The 19,489-nt window shown below is 66.8% G+C and carries 20 protein-coding genes and 1 tRNA gene; 9 read left to right on the forward strand and 12 right to left on the reverse strand.

The features are described 5' to 3' along the window. Window positions 1–4: 4 nt before the first annotated feature. Both ACH49N_RS22660 and ACH49N_RS22665 read left to right on the forward strand, forming a co-directional pair. On the forward strand, window positions 5–706 hold the full coding sequence (locus ACH49N_RS22660; protein ID WP_358274671.1) for a DUF881 domain-containing protein: 702 nt from the start codon (window positions 5–7) through the stop codon (window positions 704–706). 54 nt (window positions 707–760) lie between these two features. Next, entirely contained in the window at window positions 761–1,414 is a 654-nt protein-coding gene (locus ACH49N_RS22665; protein WP_159918464.1) for an aminodeoxychorismate/anthranilate synthase component II, read from the forward strand. A 60-nt stretch (window positions 1,415–1,474) separates the two neighbouring features. Here the strand turns inward: ACH49N_RS22665 and pknB are convergent, their stop codons facing one another. The 7 genes from pknB to ACH49N_RS22700 all read right to left on the reverse strand — a co-directional run bounded on the left by pknB (window position 1,475) and on the right by ACH49N_RS22700 (window position 11,235). Then, window positions 1,475–3,394, reverse strand: a complete 1,920-nt coding sequence (pknB, locus tag ACH49N_RS22670) for a Stk1 family PASTA domain-containing Ser/Thr kinase (protein ID WP_109325350.1) — start codon at window positions 3,392–3,394, stop codon at window positions 1,475–1,477. Beyond that, window positions 3,391–4,767 carry a serine/threonine-protein kinase gene (locus tag ACH49N_RS22675; protein ID WP_358274670.1) on the reverse strand — a complete coding sequence of 459 codons (1,377 nt, stop codon included), beginning with the start codon at window positions 4,765–4,767 and terminating at the stop codon, window positions 3,391–3,393. The genes pknB and ACH49N_RS22675 overlap by 4 nt, the downstream gene beginning before the upstream one ends. 2 nt (window positions 4,768–4,769) lie before the next feature. Beyond that, window positions 4,770–6,257 carry a penicillin-binding protein 2 gene (locus tag ACH49N_RS22680; RefSeq protein WP_358274668.1) on the reverse strand — a complete coding sequence of 496 codons (1,488 nt, stop codon included), beginning with the start codon at window positions 6,255–6,257 and terminating at the stop codon, window positions 4,770–4,772. Then, entirely contained in the window at window positions 6,254–7,708 is a 1,455-nt protein-coding gene (locus ACH49N_RS22685; RefSeq protein WP_159918467.1) for an FtsW/RodA/SpoVE family cell cycle protein, read from the reverse strand. Before ACH49N_RS22685 ends, ACH49N_RS22680 begins: the two co-directional genes overlap by 4 nt. Continuing rightward, window positions 7,708–9,159, reverse strand: a complete 1,452-nt coding sequence (locus tag ACH49N_RS22690; protein ID WP_358274666.1) for a PP2C family serine/threonine-protein phosphatase — start codon at window positions 9,157–9,159, stop codon at window positions 7,708–7,710. Before ACH49N_RS22690 ends, ACH49N_RS22685 begins: the two co-directional genes overlap by 1 nt. After that, window positions 9,156–9,620, reverse strand: a complete 465-nt coding sequence (locus ACH49N_RS22695) for an FHA domain-containing protein (RefSeq protein WP_358274664.1) — start codon at window positions 9,618–9,620, stop codon at window positions 9,156–9,158. Before ACH49N_RS22695 ends, ACH49N_RS22690 begins: the two co-directional genes overlap by 4 nt. 325 nt (window positions 9,621–9,945) lie before the next feature. Next, a complete protein-coding gene (locus tag ACH49N_RS22700) occupies window positions 9,946–11,235 on the reverse strand; it encodes an FhaA domain-containing protein (RefSeq protein ID WP_159918470.1) in 1,290 nt (429 codons plus the stop codon). Between the two features lie 256 nt (window positions 11,236–11,491). On the opposite strand from ACH49N_RS22700, the gene ACH49N_RS22705 reads away from it, so the two are divergent. The 3 genes from ACH49N_RS22705 (at window position 11,492) to ACH49N_RS22715 (ending at window position 12,966) form a co-directional block, all read left to right on the forward strand. Further along, window positions 11,492–11,577, forward strand: a tRNA-Leu gene (locus ACH49N_RS22705). Between the two features lie 235 nt (window positions 11,578–11,812). Continuing rightward, window positions 11,813–12,253 carry a DUF6292 family protein gene (locus ACH49N_RS22710; RefSeq protein ID WP_358274663.1) on the forward strand — a complete coding sequence of 147 codons (441 nt, stop codon included), beginning with the start codon at window positions 11,813–11,815 and terminating at the stop codon, window positions 12,251–12,253. Window positions 12,254–12,285: 32 nt separating this feature from the next. After that, entirely contained in the window at window positions 12,286–12,966 is a 681-nt protein-coding gene (locus ACH49N_RS22715; protein WP_358274662.1) for a helix-turn-helix domain-containing protein, read from the forward strand. Here the strand turns inward: ACH49N_RS22715 and ACH49N_RS22720 are convergent. After that, entirely contained in the window at window positions 12,953–13,354 is a 402-nt protein-coding gene (locus tag ACH49N_RS22720) for a VOC family protein (RefSeq protein ID WP_358274661.1), read from the reverse strand. The two genes, ACH49N_RS22715 and ACH49N_RS22720, sit on opposite strands and share 14 nt — an antisense overlap. 109 nt (window positions 13,355–13,463) lie before the next feature. Here ACH49N_RS22720 and ACH49N_RS22725 point away from each other — a divergent pair, with 109 nt between their 5' ends. From ACH49N_RS22725 to ACH49N_RS22735, 3 genes are read left to right on the forward strand one after another with little or no spacing between them, the layout of a single operon-like run. Then, a complete protein-coding gene (locus ACH49N_RS22725; RefSeq protein WP_250774132.1) occupies window positions 13,464–13,859 on the forward strand; it encodes an SRPBCC family protein in 396 nt (131 codons plus the stop codon). A 56-nt stretch (window positions 13,860–13,915) separates the two neighbouring features. Beyond that, window positions 13,916–14,290: a metalloregulator ArsR/SmtB family transcription factor gene (locus ACH49N_RS22730; RefSeq protein ID WP_358274659.1), complete on the forward strand. Its 375-nt coding sequence runs from the start codon at window positions 13,916–13,918 to the stop codon at window positions 14,288–14,290. Further along, a complete protein-coding gene (locus tag ACH49N_RS22735) occupies window positions 14,287–14,895 on the forward strand; it encodes an SRPBCC family protein (protein WP_358274657.1) in 609 nt (202 codons plus the stop codon). Before ACH49N_RS22730 ends, ACH49N_RS22735 begins: the two co-directional genes overlap by 4 nt. A 130-nt stretch (window positions 14,896–15,025) precedes the next feature. Here ACH49N_RS22735 and ACH49N_RS22740 read toward each other — a convergent pair whose 3' ends face one another. From ACH49N_RS22740 to ACH49N_RS22755, 4 genes are all read right to left on the reverse strand, one after another. Continuing rightward, window positions 15,026–15,820, reverse strand: coding sequence for a hypothetical protein (locus ACH49N_RS22740; RefSeq protein ID WP_358274656.1), 795 nt, complete (start codon window positions 15,818–15,820; stop codon window positions 15,026–15,028). Next, window positions 15,817–16,539: a hypothetical protein gene (locus ACH49N_RS22745; RefSeq protein ID WP_358274654.1), complete on the reverse strand. Its 723-nt coding sequence runs from the start codon at window positions 16,537–16,539 to the stop codon at window positions 15,817–15,819. Before ACH49N_RS22745 ends, ACH49N_RS22740 begins: the two co-directional genes overlap by 4 nt. 73 nt (window positions 16,540–16,612) lie before the next feature. Further along, complete coding sequence (locus ACH49N_RS22750; RefSeq protein WP_397504777.1) at window positions 16,613–17,458, reverse strand: glycoprotein; 846 nt, start codon at window positions 17,456–17,458, stop codon at window positions 16,613–16,615. 326 nt (window positions 17,459–17,784) lie between these two features. Continuing rightward, window positions 17,785–18,807 (reverse strand): FAD-dependent monooxygenase, encoded by a 1,023-nt coding sequence (locus ACH49N_RS22755; RefSeq protein ID WP_159918477.1) that lies wholly within the window; start codon window positions 18,805–18,807, stop codon window positions 17,785–17,787. Between the two features lie 55 nt (window positions 18,808–18,862). On the opposite strand from ACH49N_RS22755, the gene ACH49N_RS22760 reads away from it, so the two are divergent. Next, on the forward strand, window positions 18,863–19,411 hold the full coding sequence (locus tag ACH49N_RS22760; RefSeq protein WP_159918478.1) for a TetR/AcrR family transcriptional regulator: 549 nt from the start codon (window positions 18,863–18,865) through the stop codon (window positions 19,409–19,411). Window positions 19,412–19,489: the final 78 nt, after the last annotated feature.

Below are 19,489 nucleotides of genomic sequence, written 5' to 3' on the forward strand. Positions count from 1 at the left end.
ACCGGTGACCAGGTCCAACTTGTGGCGGATCGCCGTGCTGGTGGTGTGTCTGGTCGCCGGGTTGCTGGTGGCCACCACCAGGCAGGTGTCGCACGGCAACGAAATTCGCGCCGGGGACTCCACTCGACTGTCCGACCTCGTCCGCAACGCCCAGGCCGAGACGGACGACGTGGCCGAGACCCGCGACCGGCTGGCAGCCGAGGTGGAGTCGCTGCAGCAGGAGGCCGCCGCCTCCGACACCGGGGTCGCGCAGGTTCTCGCCGACACCAAAGCTCTTGCCACGGACGCCGGACTCACCCCGATGACCGGGCCAGGAGTCACCGTCACTCTCACCGACGCCCCCCGCGACGCCGACGGCAAGTATCCGGTGGACGCAGCACCGGACGATCTCGTCGTGCACCAGCAGGATGTCCAGAGCGTGCTGAACGCTCTGTGGGTGGGCGGTGCCGAGGCCGTCGGCATGCAGGACCAGCGGATCGTCAACACCTCCGCGCCGCGGTGTATCGGCAACACGCTGCTACTGCACGGACGCACCTACAGCCCGCCGTACGTGATGTCGGCGATCGGTGACCCGGCCCGCCTCGAGGCGGCGTTGGCCAACGAGCCGGGCATCCGGGTGTTCAAGCAGTACGCCACGCGGTTCGGCCTCGGCTATTCGCAGACGGCGTCCGGCCAGTTGACCGTGCCCGGATACGCGGGGCACTGAGTTTCAGCGGTCCCGGGTGCGTACCGAACGAAGGGCGCAGAATACCCTGGTCCCATGAGGATTCTCGTCGTCGACAACTACGACAGCTTCGTGTTCAACCTGGTCCAGTACCTCGGGCAGCTGGGAACACGGGCCGTGGTCTGGCGCAACGACGATCCGAACCTCACCGGGCCGGAGGCGATAGCGGCCGCAGCAGCCGACTTCGACGGCATCCTGCTCAGTCCCGGACCCGGCACACCGCAGCGGGCGGGCGCCACGATGGACCTCGTAAAGGCCTGCGCCGACTCCCGCACCCCGCTGCTCGGAGTCTGCCTCGGCCATCAAGCCATCGGAGCCGCGTTCGGTGCCACCGTGGACCGGGCACCGGAACTGCTGCACGGCAAGACCAGCGTCGTCCACCACAGCGGCAACGGTGTCCTGGCCGGCCTGCCCGATCCGTTCACCGCCACGCGCTATCACTCACTCACCGTTCTCGAGGACACCATCCCGGACGAACTCGAGGTGACGGCCCACACGGACAGCGGCATCGTCATGGCCATGCGACACCGGGAGCTTCCCATCCACGGTGTGCAGTTCCACCCGGAGTCCGTGCTCACACAGGGTGGGCACCGGATGCTGGCCAACTGGCTCACCGTGTGCGGCGACGCCCCGCAGGACTCGCTGGTCGACACCCTCGAGGCCGAGGTCGCGGAGGCGTTGGGGGCGTAGCCCCCGTGCGCCTTTCTGGTAGCTACTGCAACCAAAAAGGCGCACAGGCGGCGGAGCCGCCTATCGCGGGATGCCGAGCGTGCCCACACCGACAGACACGACCGCGTCCTTGGCGATCTCGGATCCCGGCGGCTGCTGCTGAGTGAGAACCTTCCCGACCATGTCGGGGTCGAGCGTCGACGTCTGCGTCTGGGCGAGTGAGCTCGACGAGCCGCTCCAGCCCGCACTGCGGAGAGTGGCCAGCGCCTGCGACACCGTTTTGCCCGTGAGGTCGGGCATCGCGATGTTGTCGCCGTTCGACACGCGAATCGTGATGGTGTCGCCCTTGGCCGCGGTCGAGCCGCCGACGGGATCCGTGGACACTACTTCGCCCTTGGGTTGACCGGAGTCGATCTGCTGGATGACCGCGGTGAATCCGGCGCCCTCGATGTTGGCCTGCGCCACCTCGACCTTCTGTCCGGTCACGTCGGGAATACGAATCTGCTCCGGCCCGCTGCCGAGGGTGATGGCGACCACGGAGTCGAGTGCGATGCTCGCCCCCGACGACGGGTTCTGGTCGATCACCGTGTCGATCTCCGACGGCGACGACGGCGCACGGGCGACCGCGGTATCGAGGCGTAGCCCGACTGCGTTGAGTTCCTGCTGCGCTTCCTGCTGGCTCAGGCCCGCGAGTCGCGGCACCTTCACCTGTTCGGGACCGCTCGACACCTCGAGTGTGATTGTGCTGCCCTCGTCCACCTGGACGCCTCCGACGGGACGGGTGGTGATGACGTTGCCGGTCGCCACGACAGCGTCCGGTTTCTGCTGCCGGGCTACCCGGAAGCCGAGGTTCTGCAGAGTCGTCTCCGCCTCGTCCGCGTTCTGGTTCGTCACATCCGGCATGGTCACCTGGTCGGCCTCCGAACCCGGTCCGACCGACCACAGGAAGGCGCCGACGATGCCGACGACGATCAGGCCTGCCAACGCGAGCAGTGCCATGCGCAGCGCGTTGTTCTTCTTCTCCGGTTCGGCCGGCTCACTCCTCGTGGCGGGACCCGGTACCGGTGCGGGCGGGCGGCGGTAGTGCCCGGCGCCGGTGTCGACGGCACCGAGGATGGTGGTGCGATCTTCGTCGCTCATCACCATCGGTGCGCTGGGACGCTGCCCGCCGAGGACCCGGACCAGGTCGCTGCGCATGTCGGCGGCCGTCTGGTAGCGGTTCGCCGGATTCTTGCTCATCGCCTTGAGAATCACCGAGTCGAGCTCGCGCGGAATGTCCGGGTTGATCTCGGACGGTGTCTGTGGATCCTCCCGCACATGCTGGTACGCCACCGCGACAGGTGAGTCGCCCTTGAACGGCGGCTGCCCGGTCAGGATCTCGAACAGCACGCAGCCGAGTGAGTACACGTCGGAACGGGCATCCACCTGCTCACCGCGGGCCTGCTCCGGCGACAGGTACTGGGCCGTGCCGATCACCGCGGCGGTCTGCGTCATCGGGCTGGAGGCGTCGGAGATCGCGCGGGCGATGCCGAAGTCCATCACCTTCACCGCGCCCGCACGGTTGATCATCACATTGGCGGGCTTCACGTCGCGGTGCACGATGCCGTTGCGATGACTGAAGTCCAGGGCGGCGCACACGTCGGAAATGATCTCCATCGCGCGGCGCGGGGCCATCGGACCCTCGCTCCGGACGATGTCGCGCAACGTGTCGCCGTCCACGTACTCCATCACGATGTACGGCAGCGGCCCGGCTTCGGTTTCGGCCTCACCGGTGTCGTAGACGGCCACGATCGCCGGATGGTTGAGCGCGGCCGCGTTCTGCGCCTCACGGCGGAACCGGAGGTAGAACGTGGGGTCGCGGGCAAGGTCGGCGCGCAGCACCTTGATCGCCACGTCGCGGCTGAGGCGAACGTCACGAGCGAGATGGACCTCGGACATGCCACCGAAGCCGAGAATCTCACCCAGCTCGTAGCGTGAGGAGAGGTTACGCGGTGTCGTCATGGCAATCCTTGTGAAGTCGAAGTAGCTGACTCCTCCGACGTGGTCGTCGTGGTCGTCGTCGGTTCGGTGGTGGTGGTCGTCGTCGTGGTCGTGGTTGTCGGCGGTTCGGTGGTGGTCGTAGTCGTTGTGGTCGGAGGTTCCGTCGTCGTGGTCGTCGTCGGCGGTTCCGTGGTGGTCGTGGTGGGCGGTTCGGTGGTGGTCGTCGTCGTGGGACGGGGTGTCGTCGTGATCGTCCGCAACGACGAGGTGACCGCCGGAACCGTCGGATCCTTCGTGTCACCACCGTCGAACAAGATCAATGCCAGGGCGATGATCGCCGCCAGCAGCAGAATGCCGCCGGCGCCCCAGGCCACCGCCTTCTGACCGTTGGTCAGGCCGCCGCGTTTCCGGTCGTCGTCGTCCGGGTCGGGAACCTGCCCGGTGACCGGGCCCAGGTATGCCGCCTGCGAAGGGGGCATCATCTGAGTGGCCCCCGTCAGAGGAGGAGGCGGCAGCACGCGTGCCGTTCCACCAGCGACCGCTCCGGGCGGCGGCGGACGCCGGCCCGCCCGCACAGCAGCGACCGCGTCCGCGAACTCGCCGCCACTGGAATAACGGACCGTCGGGTCCTTCGCGATGGTGATCTCGATCAATTCGCGAATGTTCGGCGGCAGGTCTGCCGGCAGCGGTGCGGGAGCCTCCTGCACGTGCTTCATCGCCACGGTGATGGCGCCGTCCCCGATGAATGGACGCCGCCCCGACAGGGCCTCGTAGCCGACGATGCCGAGCGAATACACGTCACTCGCCGCAGTCGCGTCCTGCCCGAGCGCCTGCTCCGGAGCGATGTACTGGGCGGTGCCCATCACCATGCCGGTGCGGGTCACCGGCGAGTTCTCGACGGCCTTGGCGATACCGAAGTCGGTGATCTTCACCTGACCGGTGGGGGTGATCAGGATGTTGCCCGGCTTCACGTCACGGTGCACGACCCCTGCGTCGTGCGCCACCTGCAGTGAACGGCCGGTCTGCTCGAGCATGTCCAGCGCATGGGGGACCGCGAGCCGGCCGACCCGCGCCAGGACGGCATTGAGCGGTTCACCGTTGACGAGTTCCATCACCAGGTAGGCGGTCGAATCACCGGTGCTGTCCCGCACCTCGCCGTAGTCGTAGATACCGGCGATTCCGGAATGGTTCAGCTGCGCCGTGGTTCGAGCCTCGAAACGGAAACGTTCGAGGAACTCGGGGTCCGACGAAAACTCGGACTTGAGGACCTTGACGGCCACGCGCCGGTTGAGCCGGTTGTCCGTCGCCTCCCAGACCTGTCCCATTCCGCCCGTTGCGATGAGGCGGATCAGGCGATATCGATTGGCGATCAGCGCGCCGTTGTTCAGTGCCACAATCAGCCCCCTTGTAATCCGGCTGCGATGACGGCACGGCCGATAGGTGCAGCCACCGAGCCGCCGGTTGCGGCCAGTGCTCGATCTCCGCCGTCCTCGACGATCACCGCGATGGCGACTGTCGGGTTCTGTGCGGGTGCAAAAGCGATGTACCAGGCGTGAGGCGGTGTGTTGCGCGGGTCGGTTCCGTGCTCCGCAGTTCCCGTCTTCGATGCGATCTGCACTCCTGGGATCTTGCCTGTACCGCTGGTGTTGTTCTCGGAGCCGATCATCAGGTCGGTCAAGGTGGCGGCCACCTGCGGCGACATCGCCTGCCCCTCGGACACCGGGTTGGTCGTCGCGAGGTTGGACAGGTCGGGTCCCTGCAGTTCCGATACCAGCTGCGGCTGCATGCGCACCCCGCCGTTGGCCACGGTAGCGGCGATCATCGCGTTCTGCAGGGGTGTCAGCGCCACATCTCGCTGGCCGATACTGCTCTGACCGAGTGCGGCGTCGTCGGGAATCGACCCCACCGTGCTGTCCGCGACCGGGAACGGGACACCCGGCATCTGACCGCCGACGCCGAGCGCCGCAGCCTGATCGGTGAGGGCGTCGGCCCCGGTCTTGATGCCGAGTTCGACGAACGCCGTGTTGCACGACCTGGCGAGTGCCTCACGCAGCGACGCCGTCGGTGCGCCGCCGCAGGTGGAACCGTTGTAGTTCTCGAGTGTCGTCGCAGTATCGGGGAGGGTGATCTGCGGCGCCGCCGTCAACTGATCTTCCGGGGTGGCTCCGGCACCGAGCGCGGCCGCGGTGACGACCACCTTGAACGTGGAGCCCGGAGGGTAGGTCTGCGATACGGCCCGATTCAGCAGAGGCTTGCCGGGGTCGGCGTTGAGAGCCTCCCACGCCTGCGTGGTCTCGGTGCCGTCGTGGCTCGCGAGGACGTTCGGGTCGTAACTCGGGGTGCTCACCATCGTCAGGATCCGACCCGTGCTCGGCTCGATGGCCACGACGGATCCCGTGTAGCCCTTCGACGACAGTTGGTCGTAGGCGACCTGCTGCATCACCGGATTGATCGTGCTGACGACGTTGCCGCCGCGCGGATCACGCCCCGACACCAGGTCGAAGAACCGGCGGCCGAACAGCCGGTTGTCCGAACCGTTGAGTACCGGGTCCTCGGCACGCTCGAGACCCGTGCTGCCGTACTGCATGGAGTAGAAGCCGGTGACGGGTGCGTTGGCCAGCGGGCTCGACGGCGCCGCCGGGTTCGGCGGGTAGGTCCGCAGGTACTTGTAGCGGTCCTCGGTGGGCACGGACGCCGCGAGCACCTGTCCCGCGGCGGAGATCTGACCGCGCTGGCGGGAGTACTCGTCGAGGAGGACGCGCGAGTTCCGCGGATCGGCTCGAAGGTCGTCCGCCTTGATGACCTGCACATAGGTGGCGTTGGCGAGGAGGGCGACCACCATGACCATGACAGCGATCGCGACGCGGCGCAGTGGTGTGTTCATGTGCGCGGCACCATTTCGGTGGGAGCGTCGGCGATGGGGGCGGGACCCTTCTTCTTCGGGACGGCCGGCTCGCGGGCGGCGTCCGAGATCTTGATCAGAATGGCGAGCAAAAGGTAGTTGGCCAGCAGCGACGACCCACCGTACGACATGAACGGCGTGGTCAGCCCCGTGAGGGGAATCAACTTGGTGACACCGCCGACGACGACGAACACCTGCACGGCGATGGTGAACGACAGTCCGGCCGCGAGGAGCTTGCCGAAGCTGTCCCGTACTGCGAGCGCGGTGCGCAGGCCGCGGATGACGAGGATCAGAAACAGCATCAGTACGGCGGCGAGACCGATCAGGCCCAGTTCCTCGCCGATCGTGGCCACGATGAAGTCGGTCTTCGCGAACGGCACCTGCGCCGGCCGGCCGCTGCCGAGTCCGGTTCCGGCGACACCACCGGTTGCGAGCCCGAACAACGACTGCGAGATCTGGTATCCGGTGTTGTTGTAGTCGGCCAGCGGGTCGAGCCACGTGCTGACGCGGACCCGTACGTGACCGAACAGGTGATAGGCGAAGAAGAAACCGATCGCGAGGAGCCCACCGCCGATGAGCAGCCAGCCGACGCGTTCGGTGGCGATGTACAGCATCACCAGAACGGTGCTGAACAACAGCAGTGACGTGCCGAGGTCCTTTTCGAACACCAGCACGCCCACCGACACCATCCAGGCGAGGAGGATCGGGCCGAGGTCACGGGCACGGGGCAAATCCATCCCGAAGATGTGCTTGCCGGCGGTGGTGAACAGGTCACGCTTCGCGACCAGGACGGACGCGAAGAAGATGATCAGCAGAATTTTGGCGAACTCGCCTGGCTGAATGCTGAAACCGGGAAGCCGGATCCAGATCTTTGCGCCGTTCACCTCGGAGAAGCTCGACGGCAGGATGGCGGGAATGGCAAGGAAGACCAGTCCCGCAAGACCCAGCGTGTAGCTGTAGCGGGCGAGCAGTCGATAGTCCTTCAGCAACACCAGGACAGCGACGAAACCCGCGATGGCCAGCGTCGTCCACAGCACCTGCTGGTTGGCGTCGGGCGAGGGGACGGGCAGCCCGAAGTACTGGGCCGACTGGGCGTCGGCCAGATCGAGGCGGTGAATCAACACCAGCCCGAGGCCGTTGAGCAGCGCGACGATGGGAAGGATCAGCGGATCGGCATACGGCGCGAACCGCCGGACCGCGAGGTGCGCGATCAGGAACAGTGCTGCGTACGCTGCGGCGTATTTGCCGAGATCCCAGGTGATGCTCTGTTCCTGGCTGGCCTCGACCAACACCAGTGACAGGGTCGTGATCAGAATCGCGAGACCGATGAGGATCAGCTCGGTGTTGCGACGCGTCGATTGGACGGGGGCTGGTGCGAACCCGCCCGGTGGACTGGGAAACTGCGCCCCCGGTGAAGCACTTGCGACGGACATCAGCTAGCCGTCCTGCAGTTCTGACCGGGGACCTGAGTCGTGGTCGGCGTCGGTGTCGGTGTCGGGGTCGGCGGTACAGCCGTCTCGGGAGTGGGCGCCGGCGGAGCAGGTGTCGGCGCCGGGGGAGGCTCCGGAGTGGGTGACGGCACCGGAACAGGGGTAGTGGTGGTCGTGGCCGGCTGCGATTCGCAGACGGGCAGGAGATCGTTGTCGGCCAGCCGTGCCATCTGATTCCGGACATCGTCGAGCTTGCCCGACGGCAAACCGGCGCGGACCTGTTCGCGGGCCGACGGCTGGAGGTCGTCGACCTGGAGAATGGTGCACCCGTTCGGGGAGTCGGTGGGCGACATCAGCGTGAGCGAACCGGTGTCGGTGACACAACCGACGAGGTTGGCCTCCTGGAGCGAGTAACCCAGCACCGAACCCGGGACGCCACGCAGCACGGTCACACGTTCGCCGTCGGCGCCGACGTAGTAGTTGTTGCGGATCAGAGCCCGCCCTACGAAGGCAGCGACGGCGACGACGACGATGAGACCGAGCGCCAACGCCGCCCACCACATACGGTGGCGCGTCTTCTTCGTCGGCGCCTCCTCCACCTGCGGGACGACGCGTTTGGGCGTCGCGCGCGGCGGCCGCATAGCTGCGGCACGGCCTGCGGCAGTGTTCGGCGGCGGGGCGTCATCGTCGTCGTCGGCGGATGCCGCCCCGGCCACGATCGGGTGGCTCTGCCCGTAGTCGAGGTCGATGACGTCGGCGACCACGACCGTCACGTTGTCGGGACCACCGCTGCGCAACGCGAGTTCGATGAGCCGGTCGGCGCATTCGTCCTGGCTGCCCTCACGCATCGTGTTCTCGATGGTCTCGTCACTCACCACATCCGAAAGCCCGTCGGAACACAGCAGATAACGGTCGCCGGCGCGGGCCTCCCGGACCGTGAGGGTGGGCTCGATCTCGTTGCCGGTGAGCGCCCGCATGATGAGGGAACGCTGCGGATGGGTGTGCGCCTGTTCCGCCGTGATCCGTCCCTCGTCGACGAGGGACTGCACGAACGTGTCGTCCCGCGTGATCTGCGTCAGGGTGTTGTCGCGCAGAAGGTAGGCGCGGGAGTCGCCGATGTGAACCAGTCCGAGTTTGCTCCCGGAAAAGAGGATCGCGGTGAGCGTGGTGCCCATGCCGTCGAGCTCCGGATCCTCCTCGACATGGTCGGCGATGGAGTCGTTGCCCTCACGCGTGGCCGCCTCGAGCTTGCCCAGAAGGTCTTCGCCCGGCTCGTCGTCGTCGAGATGCGCGAGCGCCGCAATCATCAACTGGGACGCGACCTCACCTGCCGCATGACCACCCATACCGTCCGCCAGCGCCAGCAGTCGCGCACCGGCGTAGACAGAGTCTTCGTTGTTGGATCGGACGAGGCCACGGTCGCTGCGGGCGGCATAGCGGAGTACGAGGGTCACGGGCGCAACTCGATTACCGTCTTGCCGACGCGTACGGGAGTACCGAGCGGCACGCGGACAGATGTGGTGACCTTGGCGCGGTCGAGGTAGGTGCCGTTGGTGGAGCCGAGGTCTTCGACGTACCAGTCGGCGCCCCGCGGAGAGAGCCGGGCGTGTCGGGTGGACGCGTAGTCGTCGGTGAGTACGAGGGTGGAGTCGTCGGCCCGCCCGATCAGAACCGGCTGGGTACCCAAGGTGATGCGAGTGCCCGCCAGGCCACCCTGCGTGACCACGAGATACTTGGCCGCCTTCGTCTTACCCAGAGAAGGCAGAACGTTGCCGGTGCGCGAGTACCTGGGGGGAACCCGGACGCCGGAACCTGCGTAGATGTCACCCCGGAGCGCTCTGAGTACAGACCACACGAAGAGCCACAGCAGAAGCAGAAAGCCTGCTCGCGTGAGTTGCAGAATCAAACCTTGCACGGCAGTCCACCTCCTTCTGTTGCCGAAACGGTCGAGTCTCCGGCGTCTTTTTCTCGCAGCATCATAGGGGCAATCCGCACCCTGCGATCAGGATACGGACAGCCCCCAACGATACGGAGTCGCCACCGTGTTACCTCCGACACGGCCTCCGACGGGGTGTCGGTCGAGCATCGAACGCGTCTCGAAAGGGTCTCGGTACGCGGTCCGGACAAGTTGTGTCGGGCCCGCCTCAGGATCTCCGGTCGGCTGCGCCTCAGGTCGCTTGGTCGGCTGCGCCTCAGGGTCTCCGGTCGGCTTCGCCTCAGGTCGTTTGGTCGGCTGCGCCTCAGAGGATTCGAACCAGGATCTCCGAGTGCCCCGCCCGGATGATGTCGCCGTCGGCGAGCTGCCAATCCTGGACCGGCGCACCGTTGACCGTGGTCCCGTTGGTGGATCCCAGGTCGGACAGCATCGCGACCTGACCGTCCCAGCGGATGTCGATATGGCGACGTGACACCCCGGTGTCGGGCAGACGGAACTGTGCCTCCTGGCCGCGACCGATGATGTTGTTGCCTTCGCGCAGCTGGAAGTGGCGTCCACTGCCGTCTTCGAGTTGCAGCGTGGCGGTGTACGTGTGCCCCTCGGGCGGGTAGGCCTGCTGGTTGTAGCCGCCCTGGTCGTAGTCCGAGTAGCCCTGGTCGTACGCCTGCTGGTCGTAGCCGCCCTGCTGGTAGCCGCCACGGTCGTACGCCTGCGGCTGCTGGTAGCCGGCTTCGGCGTAGGTGCCGTCCGGGTAGCGCGCGGGAGCGCCCTGGTCGTAACCGCCCCGGTAGTCCTGGGCGTATCCGGCCTCGCGGTAGTCGTAGCCGTCGTCGGCGGGCTGCTCGTAGCCGGGCGCCTGCGGTGCCTGCTCGTAAGCCTGGCCGTAGGCCTGCTGATCCTGCGGGTACCCACCACGTGGCGCCTCGGGGTAAGGCTGCTGCTGGTCGTAGCCGGCCTGCGGGTAGCCGCCCCGGTCGTAACCGTTCTGGTAACCAGGCGGGTATCCCTGGTCCTGGCCCGCATGGGCGTGACCGTTGCGCGCGTACTGCGGATCGGGCTTACGGTTGCCCGCTGGTTCGCGGCTGGGGTCGTAGCCTGAGTTCTGCGTCATGGGGCCAGCTCCTGGATTCGACGTGACGGGTACAAACGGTGCCTGTGGTCGCGGTGCGGGACCGCGCGGCGGTTCGGGTCGCCCCGGTGGGGTCGCGCCCGGGCGACCCGCATCCGGATCCACCGAACCCCGGGTGCGGAACTGCCCGGTGTGCAGTGAAGGCGATGGTTCGAACGCGACATGAATGGGACCATACGTCTGCCAGCCCTGGTCGCGAATGAAGTCTTCGAGGTGACGAGAGAAGGCTTTGACCGTCAGGTCTCTGTCGGCGGCAAGGCCTTCGTGATCCGAGTTGTTGATGGCGATGACGTAGCTGTTCGGAGCAAGCAGGTGGCCGCCCTCGAGCTCCTGAATACGATCGGCAGCCTCCTGCTGAAGTGCCGCCTCCACTTCCTGCGGCACCACGCCGCCGCCGAAGACCCGTGCGAACGCGTCACCCACTGCTCCCTGGAGCTTCCGCTCGAAACGTTGCACTATCCCCATCGGAACCTCCTTACAGTGTCTCGCTCGTCGGCCTGCGACATGTTCGGCGCGTCGGTCGTGCCGTGACCCCGTTCGTGTCGCGACACTTCCATGCGTATATCCCACGGTACTGTCACTGCATCGAGCCGCGACACGGGTCTACGCACTAGCATGATATCGGTCTTTGTCCGGACGAGGGTTTTTGTGGGCATTTTCGGGCTTGACCTGCACGAATCGCGATTTCCGATGGCCTCGTGATAATGTTCTCCAGTCGCTCGGGCGAGTGGCGGAATGGCAGACGCGCTGGCTTCAGGTGCCAGTGTCCTTCGGGACGTGGGGGTTCAAGTCCCCCTTCGCCCACCACAGCGGTTTCGAACCGCGACAACGAAAGCCACGAACTCGAAACGAGTTCGTGGCTTTCGTCGTTCCCGGCGGAAAGTCGATCCCGTCCGCAGCCGGTTCTGCGCCGAATACCTGACGAGAGGGACCCGATCAGCGGGTTCCGTCCCCGCTCAGCAGCGCAGCGGGTAACTGAAGGCTGAGGCGCACGAATTCGCCGGCCTCTGCGCCGCCGGATTCGTCGAAGGTGGGTCGAATCATGAACAAAGCGCTCCGGGTTGCCGGTGCTACGCATGTCGTCGAGTACATCCGGTCCGTTGCTGCGACGGTGGAAGCGGACACGGTGGAGTGGTGGCAGATACCCGCATTCGACGCGGTCCTGACACTGTCCTCGGAAATCCCCTGCTACCCGGGACGGAAGGTCGTTCTGGCCTGGAACCGCCACTTCGGGTGGTCGGTCGGAGTACGCGGACTCACGGAGGGGAACGTGGTGATCATCGAGAGCCTCGGGATCGGACGGGTGCCGGAGGCCGCCCGATGTGCCGACCGCGTCGTCGAAGCGGTCGCCGATCTCGGCGAGTGGGTGCCCGGGGCGTCCAGGTGCCCCGCGGTCGGCGATCTGCGTCTGCGGGCGCTCCGAGAACTCCACCACGGGGTCCAGCCTGCACCGAGAGTCGTGCGGGGATTCTTCGGGGAATAGTCCGGGTCGGACCCACTGCCTAGCATGAGCGCATGTACTCGGAGCGGAGCTCTATCTTCGCCGGCGCCGTGGTGTGGGAAAAGACCGCAGCGGACGGTGACGGCGCGATTCTGCCCGACGGATGCATGGATCTCATCTGGATGAACGGCGACGTCGTCGTGGCGGGTCCGGATTCTCGTCCCTACATTGCCCGCACTCGCCCCGGCGATCACCTCGTGGGATTGCGATGTGCGCCCGGCACCCTGCCGGCGTTGCTCGGGACGCCGGCGGAGGCTTTGGCGAACGCGCGGGTGCCGCTCGCCGACGTGCTCTACGACGACGACACCGCCCGGCTTCTGTCCTCGATCGCCGAGCACGGTGACCCCGCCACCCAACTCGAGAAGTTCGCCGCCCGTCGCCGACTTATTGCGAGGCCGGACCGCAGAATCGCGGTGACCGTGAGCCTGCTTGCACGTCAGTGCCCTGTCCGGGAGGTGGCGGATCGTGTGGGTATGAGTGAACGCCAACTGCACCGGCTGTGTCGACGGGATTTCGGCTACGGGCCGAAGGTGCTGGCGCGCATTCTCCGGCTGCAGCGGGCCAGGGAGTTGGTGGGGTCGATGTCTGCCGCGGAGGCGGCAAGCTTGGCGGGGTTCGCCGACCAAGCTCACTTGATCCGCGAGTCGAACGAGTTGACCGGCCGCTCCTTCGGCCGATTGGTCACGTCGTCGTGAGTGGCGCGAACAGGTCGACCGGATTGCCGTCCGGGTCGTCGATCGTGGCGTAACGCTGACCCCAGGGCGCGTCCCAAGGGGCATGTCTCTCGCGGTGGCCGGCGTCGGTCAGGTCAGTGAATACCTTGTCCACGACATCCGGACTACCGCAATCGAACCCGAGTGCCACCCGATGTCCACCCTGAGGCGTCGTCCAGTCCGGCTCGAACGACCGGACGGTCTCGACGGTGTCCCACAGCAGTCGTATTCCGCCGGGAAGTTCGAACTCGACATGTGGCGCCTCCTCAGACCCGGCCGGGATGTCGAGGCCGATGCGACGGTAGAACGCCAATGATGCGGCGAGGTCGTGAACCACCAGTTCGATGGCGGCAAAAGTAGGAATCGTCATGCCGCAAAGCTAGCTTCGGACGACGTCGTGGAAATAGAAGATTTCGGACATCCGACGCGCCGTCCGATTCCTTCAATCAGGTTTGCGGAACAACGGGGATGCTGGAGCCATGACCCGCGAATCCACCCATGTCAGTGTGTTCATCGCTCGCAGTGCCGCCGACGTCTACGCCTATGCGAGCGACCCAGCCAATCTGCCGGCCTGGGCTGCCGGTTTGAGCAGCAGCATCGCCCGCGAGGGCGATCATTGGGTCGCCGACTCGCCGATGGGGCAGGTGTTCGTCGCCTTCGCGCCACCCAACGACTTCGGAGTGCTCGACCACCACGTCACCCTCCCGGGCGGAGACACCGTCTACAACCCGGTTCGCGTCATCCCCGACGGCGAACACAGCGAAGTCGTCTTCACCCTCCGACTAAGAGAAGGGATGGGCGTCGACGAGTTCACCGCCGACGCCGCGGCCGTCACCGCGGACCTGCAGCGGTTGAAGGGGCTGTTGGAACGGTGAGCCGGCGCGCTTCATCGGGTCTTGCCTATATTGGTTGATACCGATATAAAGGGATTGTGCACGCGTTCGATGTTCTCGGCGACCCCGTCCGGCGGCGGATTCTGGAGCTCTTGGCAGAGGGGGAGTGCTCGGCCGGCCAGGTGACCGAAGTTGCTGCGGCCGAGTTCGGTATCTCGCAGCCGACGGTGTCGGGACACCTGCGGGTTCTCCGGGAGAACGGGTTCGCCACGGTCCGGCGCGAAGGCACGAGACGCCTCTATGCGGTCCAGCCGGCGCCGCTGCAAGAAATCGATCAGTGGCTCGAAGGGTTCCGGCGGTTCTGGACCGGACCGCTCGACGCGTTGGCCACCGAACTCGCTCGCGGACGCCGGGAGCGCCGAACGAGCCGACCGTCATATCCCGACTCATCCAATGAAGGAGACCGACAGTGAACGAGATCGCCAGCCAAGACACCAGCCTGACGGCTGTGAAACGGGCAATGGGCAACCGGGAAATTGCTGAAGGCTCAGCGCGAACGGCGGTGCTCGAGCGTCGATACGAAGCGCCTATCAAGGACGTGTGGGACGCCATCACGACCCCGGACCGTGTGAACCGCTTCTTCCTCCCCGTCAGCGGCGACCTGCGCGCAGGTGGTTCCTATGCGTTCGAGGGGCAGGCCAGTGGGAAAATTCTCGTCTGCGACCCCCCGCATCTGCTGCGGCTCGAGTGGACACCGCCCGGCGATCGTGGCTACAGCGACCAGGTCGAGGTCCGGCTGACTCCCGACGGTCCCGACGCCACGTGGCTGGTGTTGGAGCACGCTTCTGTCGCCGACGTGTTCCGCAACGATCCAGACACCGGCTGCTACGGCGTCGGAACGGGATGGGAAGGACCACTGCACTACCTCGGCGAATACCTGCGAGGAGTCCTACCCGACCGCCCCAGCACCGAGTGGTACACCTTCGACGAAGCCGAAGAACTGCGTCTCGCCAACCACCGCGGCAGGGAATGGGCCAAAATCGAGGCACAACACGCAGGCGGCGCCGACAACGGGTGACTTGATGGCGCTGGGCTTCGGGGCAGCGGGGGCAACCTCACCAGGTGCCTGTTTGCGCACCAATTAGTCCGTTGCACAGGCAATTTGGTGCGCAAATGGCCAATACCTGCGCATCTGTGGATTCGCTGGATTACTCCGACACCGGCGCGGGCACCGGTTCGCGGTGCCCGTCGGCGAGCGCCGAGGCGATGTCGAGGAGCCGTTCGTAGGCCGCGCGGGTGTCGGCGGCGAGGTGATCGTGGCTGATGACGACCCCCATGCCGAGGTGCTCGTCGTACGGGATGGTCTCCACACCCCACACCTGCCCGCCGAGGTAGTCGCGCAGCAGATCGACGTCCACTTGCCATCCGGTGTTGTCCTGATTCGACACGGTGACGACTGTCCGGGACAGACCGGGTTCACCGAGTGTGTCGCCGATCGACTGCAGTGCGGCGCGTAGTCGGTTGAACGCGTCGGCACGGCAGGGCACGACGAGGATGATCGGCGTCGGTGCGGCCAGCAACGGTGACAGGTAGGAAGCGCGCAATCGGTGGCCCAGGTCGTATACGGAGCTCGCCCCGCGCGCGTGGAGAGCTTCTGCGAGCAAGGACATTTCGCTGTCGGTGGCCGTCTGAGTGCCGAGCCGATTCAGGATCCGGGCGTCCACGATTGTGCGCGAGCAATACCCGTCGAAGACGTCGTCCGGGACGGCTCCGGACGCTGCCACTGTCACCACGTGTTCGAGGCCGCTCACGGAGAGCACGGCGTCGGCGCCCCGCTCGGCGATGTCACCACCCGCCGGAGTTGCGTCGACTGCGACCGCTGTAGTCCCGTGTACTGCCGCGGTGTTGGCGAGTCCGAGGGCCGTCGTGGTGGCGCCCGCACCTCCGCACGCGCCCAGGACGAGCGTGGAAAATGTTGTGTTCCAGCTGGTTCGGTATGTCACTGAGCGTCTCCAATGGATGTGATGTAGGTGCGGCCGTCACGGTCGGTGGTGGTCACGACCTGCCGATACTGGTGGGTCGACCCGTCCGGTCGCTGCTCGGTGAGTGTGACGGCATAGCGGCCGGGTTCGATGGGGCTGATCGTGAGGCAATGTTCGGTGCCCTCCGGCAACGAGTCGATACCCCGCTGAATTGTCTCGGCCGACCCCATCGGCGCGTCGGCGGTGACCACGTCGCGGGCCTTCGCTCCGCTTCGCTCCACGTAGTAGGCGTGGTCGAAAGCCAGAATCACTTCGGTGCCGTCCGCCGTACCGCCGGGACCGTTGCCGGTGACCGCGCCGTCGTTCCGGGATTCGTCGCACCAGTCCGGATCCACGGCCGCGACGGGACTCCCGGTCTCGTTGGAGGACCCGAAACTCGAAACGACTAGGACACCGACGATTACTGCTCCGAGGGCCGCAGCGGCGCCGACGAGAGTGAGTCTCTGTTTTCCGCGCCCGCCGCGGACGACGGGCGTGGTGTCATGGTGGTCGCTCGGCGCCAGCCAGGTGGGGACAGGCGGCGGAAGCTCGGGCTGTGAATCTCGAACTTCCTCGGTCGAGGCCGCAGTACTCGAAGACGCAGCACGCAAAGACGCGGGGGTAGGTGTGAAGGGCGGGAACCAATGTGCGAAGCGATCGCGGGTAGCGCTGTCGTCGTTCCTGCGGGGCGGTTCTGTCACAGGTGAATCCTCCACACCTCATTCCGCCGGGCGGAGCCGGCCCTGTAGCCGGTGCCGCCCGGAGGATCACCGATCAGACGTGCAGCGTTGCCTGGCTGCGCACGTTGATGCCACCGATCGTGACGGTGCTCGGCCCGCTGTCCGTGGACTGCAGTTGCGGTAGCTGCGGTGCCGGCAGGGCGGCGACCGCGTCGACGAGCGAGCCGAAGGCCGGGTACCGGTCTGCTGCATCCGAGATGGCGGCGGCGATCGATGTGACGTCGACCGGCACCGACCAGTTGATCGGGTGATCGGCCTGGGAATCCGCGACGAACGCCGACACGGCGGCGGCGGTGGGGGAGGAGGGGTCGATCGCGATGCCCGCGGTGCCGGTGGCGTCACCGATGCGCCAGCCGACGGTGCCGGCGTATCCCTCGGGGTTGCCGTACTGGCGACCGTTGACAGCCACCGGAAGGGCACCGATCAGGGTGTCGGCGGCGGCGTTCACCTCGACCACCGGCTTGGGCACGGGAAGGGTGGGGGCGACGGGTGCCTGGTTGGTTTTCGGCATGTCGTCCGGATCGATCCACACCGCAGCGGGTTGGGCAGGGGCAACCTCGACGGCGTCCGGGGCGGCGGACGGCGGGGTGTCACCGCTCGGTGCCGGGCCGGGGGTGGCCGCGTCGCCTCCGGGTACGGCCAGGGGTGCCTGCGGGGGAGCGGGTGTCGTCGGGGCTGCGGGGCCGGTGACTCCGGGCTGTGACGTCGTGGGCGGGCCGGCCGGATTCGCCACTCCCGGCTGGGATGTGGTGGGTGGTGTCGACCGGTCGGTGACGCCGGGCTGCGACGTCGACGGGGCGGTGCTCGGAGCGGCGTGTGCGGTCGCGGCGCCGAGCACTGCTGCAGCGGATACCGACAGTGCGGCTGCCACTGCATGCATGCGGATCTTCACGTGGTTACTCCTGATGTCGAGTGAAAGTGGATGCAGGCAGGTGCCGCATCCGACGAGCAGAGATCGATGCAGATCAGGGGTACCGCGAATGGAAAAGGTGCACGCCGGCGGCAGGGCAGTACGCCCCCGCTGCAGAGAAAGGTGTCACCACCGACGAGGTGGATCTGGTATTCCCCCGATGAAAATTCTCGGTTCTGCCGACCGCATCACTGCAGCCGTCGTCCACCGCCCCCATGACCGCCCCCGGTTCGTCTCGTCCCCCTACCGCGGGAAAGTACCAGACGGGCAGGCATTGCTGCGCACCCGGATTCTCGTCAGGCCAGGGCTGCGGCCAGTTTCATCGTCCGATCGCGGACCGGACGCAGATGCCTGGTCATCGCGATCGACGCCATGGCACGTGAGCCGAGAACCAGTCGCTGCGTCACCCGACGGCGTGCGCGGTCATATTTTCGCAGCGAATCGCGAATGTCGTTCTGTGAGGCCAGGAATCGGCCGAGAGTGACCGCGTCGACGAGGGCCTCGCACGCTCCACGTCCGAGATTGGGGGCCATCGCGTGGGCGGCGTCGCCGATCAGTGCCGTGTGTCCCGACACGTACGAGGGCAGGGCCGGTGACTCGTAGAGGTCGTGATGAAGCAGGGCGTCGGGGGTGATCGCATCGAGGACGGCCCGGACGTCGGCGTGCCAGCCCCCGAACCGCCACCGCAGGTAGTCGAGTCCGTCCTCGGATCCGGGGTCGGTGCGGACGCACGCGAACCAGTTGACGAGGTTGCCCTCGCGCGGTGTGATTCCGAAAAGCGCACCAGCGTCCCAGGTTTCGCTCACCGTGTCACGTCGGCCGGGCACCCATCCCCGCCACGCGGTGGCGCCCGTGTAGACGGGCTCGAATCCGTCACCGAACAAGCGACGCCGGGTGGCGCTGCGTAGGCCGTCCGCACCGATCACGACGTCGTAGTCGGAGAGGGCGTCCGCGGGAGGGGCGGGGGTGCCGAACGAGACCATCCCCTCGGGCAACGATGTGGCCAGCTCGGCAAGGAGGGCGGGCCGCGACAGTAGGTAGGCGGTGCGCGCGGTGCTGTCGACGGTGCCGATGACGGACCCGTCCGGTCGCAGGAACGACCCTCGATGCTGCGGAGATCCGAGAGCGCGGACTCGGTCGCCGAGTCCGATCGTGTCGAGCGCGTCGACGGCCTGGGGCCACATGCCGAGGGCGGTACCCGACGTCGGCAGGTCCGCGGAGCGCTCGAAGACGTCGACGTGCCAGCCGGCGCGGAACAGGAAGCGGGCGATGGCCAGGCCGCCGATGCCGCCGCCGAGGACTGCTGCCGAGTGCGTCATGGCCTCAACGCTACTACGCCTGTAGTGGAATTACTACGGCTGTAGTGTGGAGTGCATGACAGGGAGGCGAGAACAGCTGCTCGACGCAGCTATCGACGTGCTCGGCCGGAAGGGGGTGCGCGCCCTCACTCATCGAGCGGTCGACGAATCGGCGGGGATGCCGCAGGGCTCCACCTCCAACTACTTCCGCACCCGCGGCGCCCTCCTCGAGGGAATGGTCACCCGCCTCGCGGCCCGTGACGTAGACGACTGGGAGAAGTTCGCCGACCTCCGGCCGGACGGGATGGAGGCGCTGGTGGAGGCCCTGGCCGCGTTCACCCGGTACGCCGCGGGACCCGACCGGATCCGCTCGAGCGCCCGCTACGCCCTTTTCGTGGAGGCCTCGGCGGTCCCGGCCCTCGGGGAGATCATCGGCTCTGCTCGCGCGGGACTCGTAGAATGGGGCGCGAGCATGCTGGACCTCGCCGGATCGAGGAATCCAGCGGCCGACGCAGTGGTTGTCACCGACTATCTGGATGGAGTGATCCTGCATCAGCTGACCGTTCCCGACCCCGATTTCGACCCGACTCCCGGAATCACAGCAGTACTCGGCGCACTCACTTAATATGTACTGGACGTTCTCGGCCGAGGTCTGCCCTCGAGAAAAGGCCTGTTCACGGGATGAATAGGCCAACCTAAGTTG

Source organism: Rhodococcus sp. NPDC019647 (assembly GCF_044389235.1).
Classification (GTDB): Bacteria; Actinomycetota; Actinomycetes; order Mycobacteriales; family Mycobacteriaceae; genus Rhodococcus_F; species Rhodococcus_F oxybenzonivorans.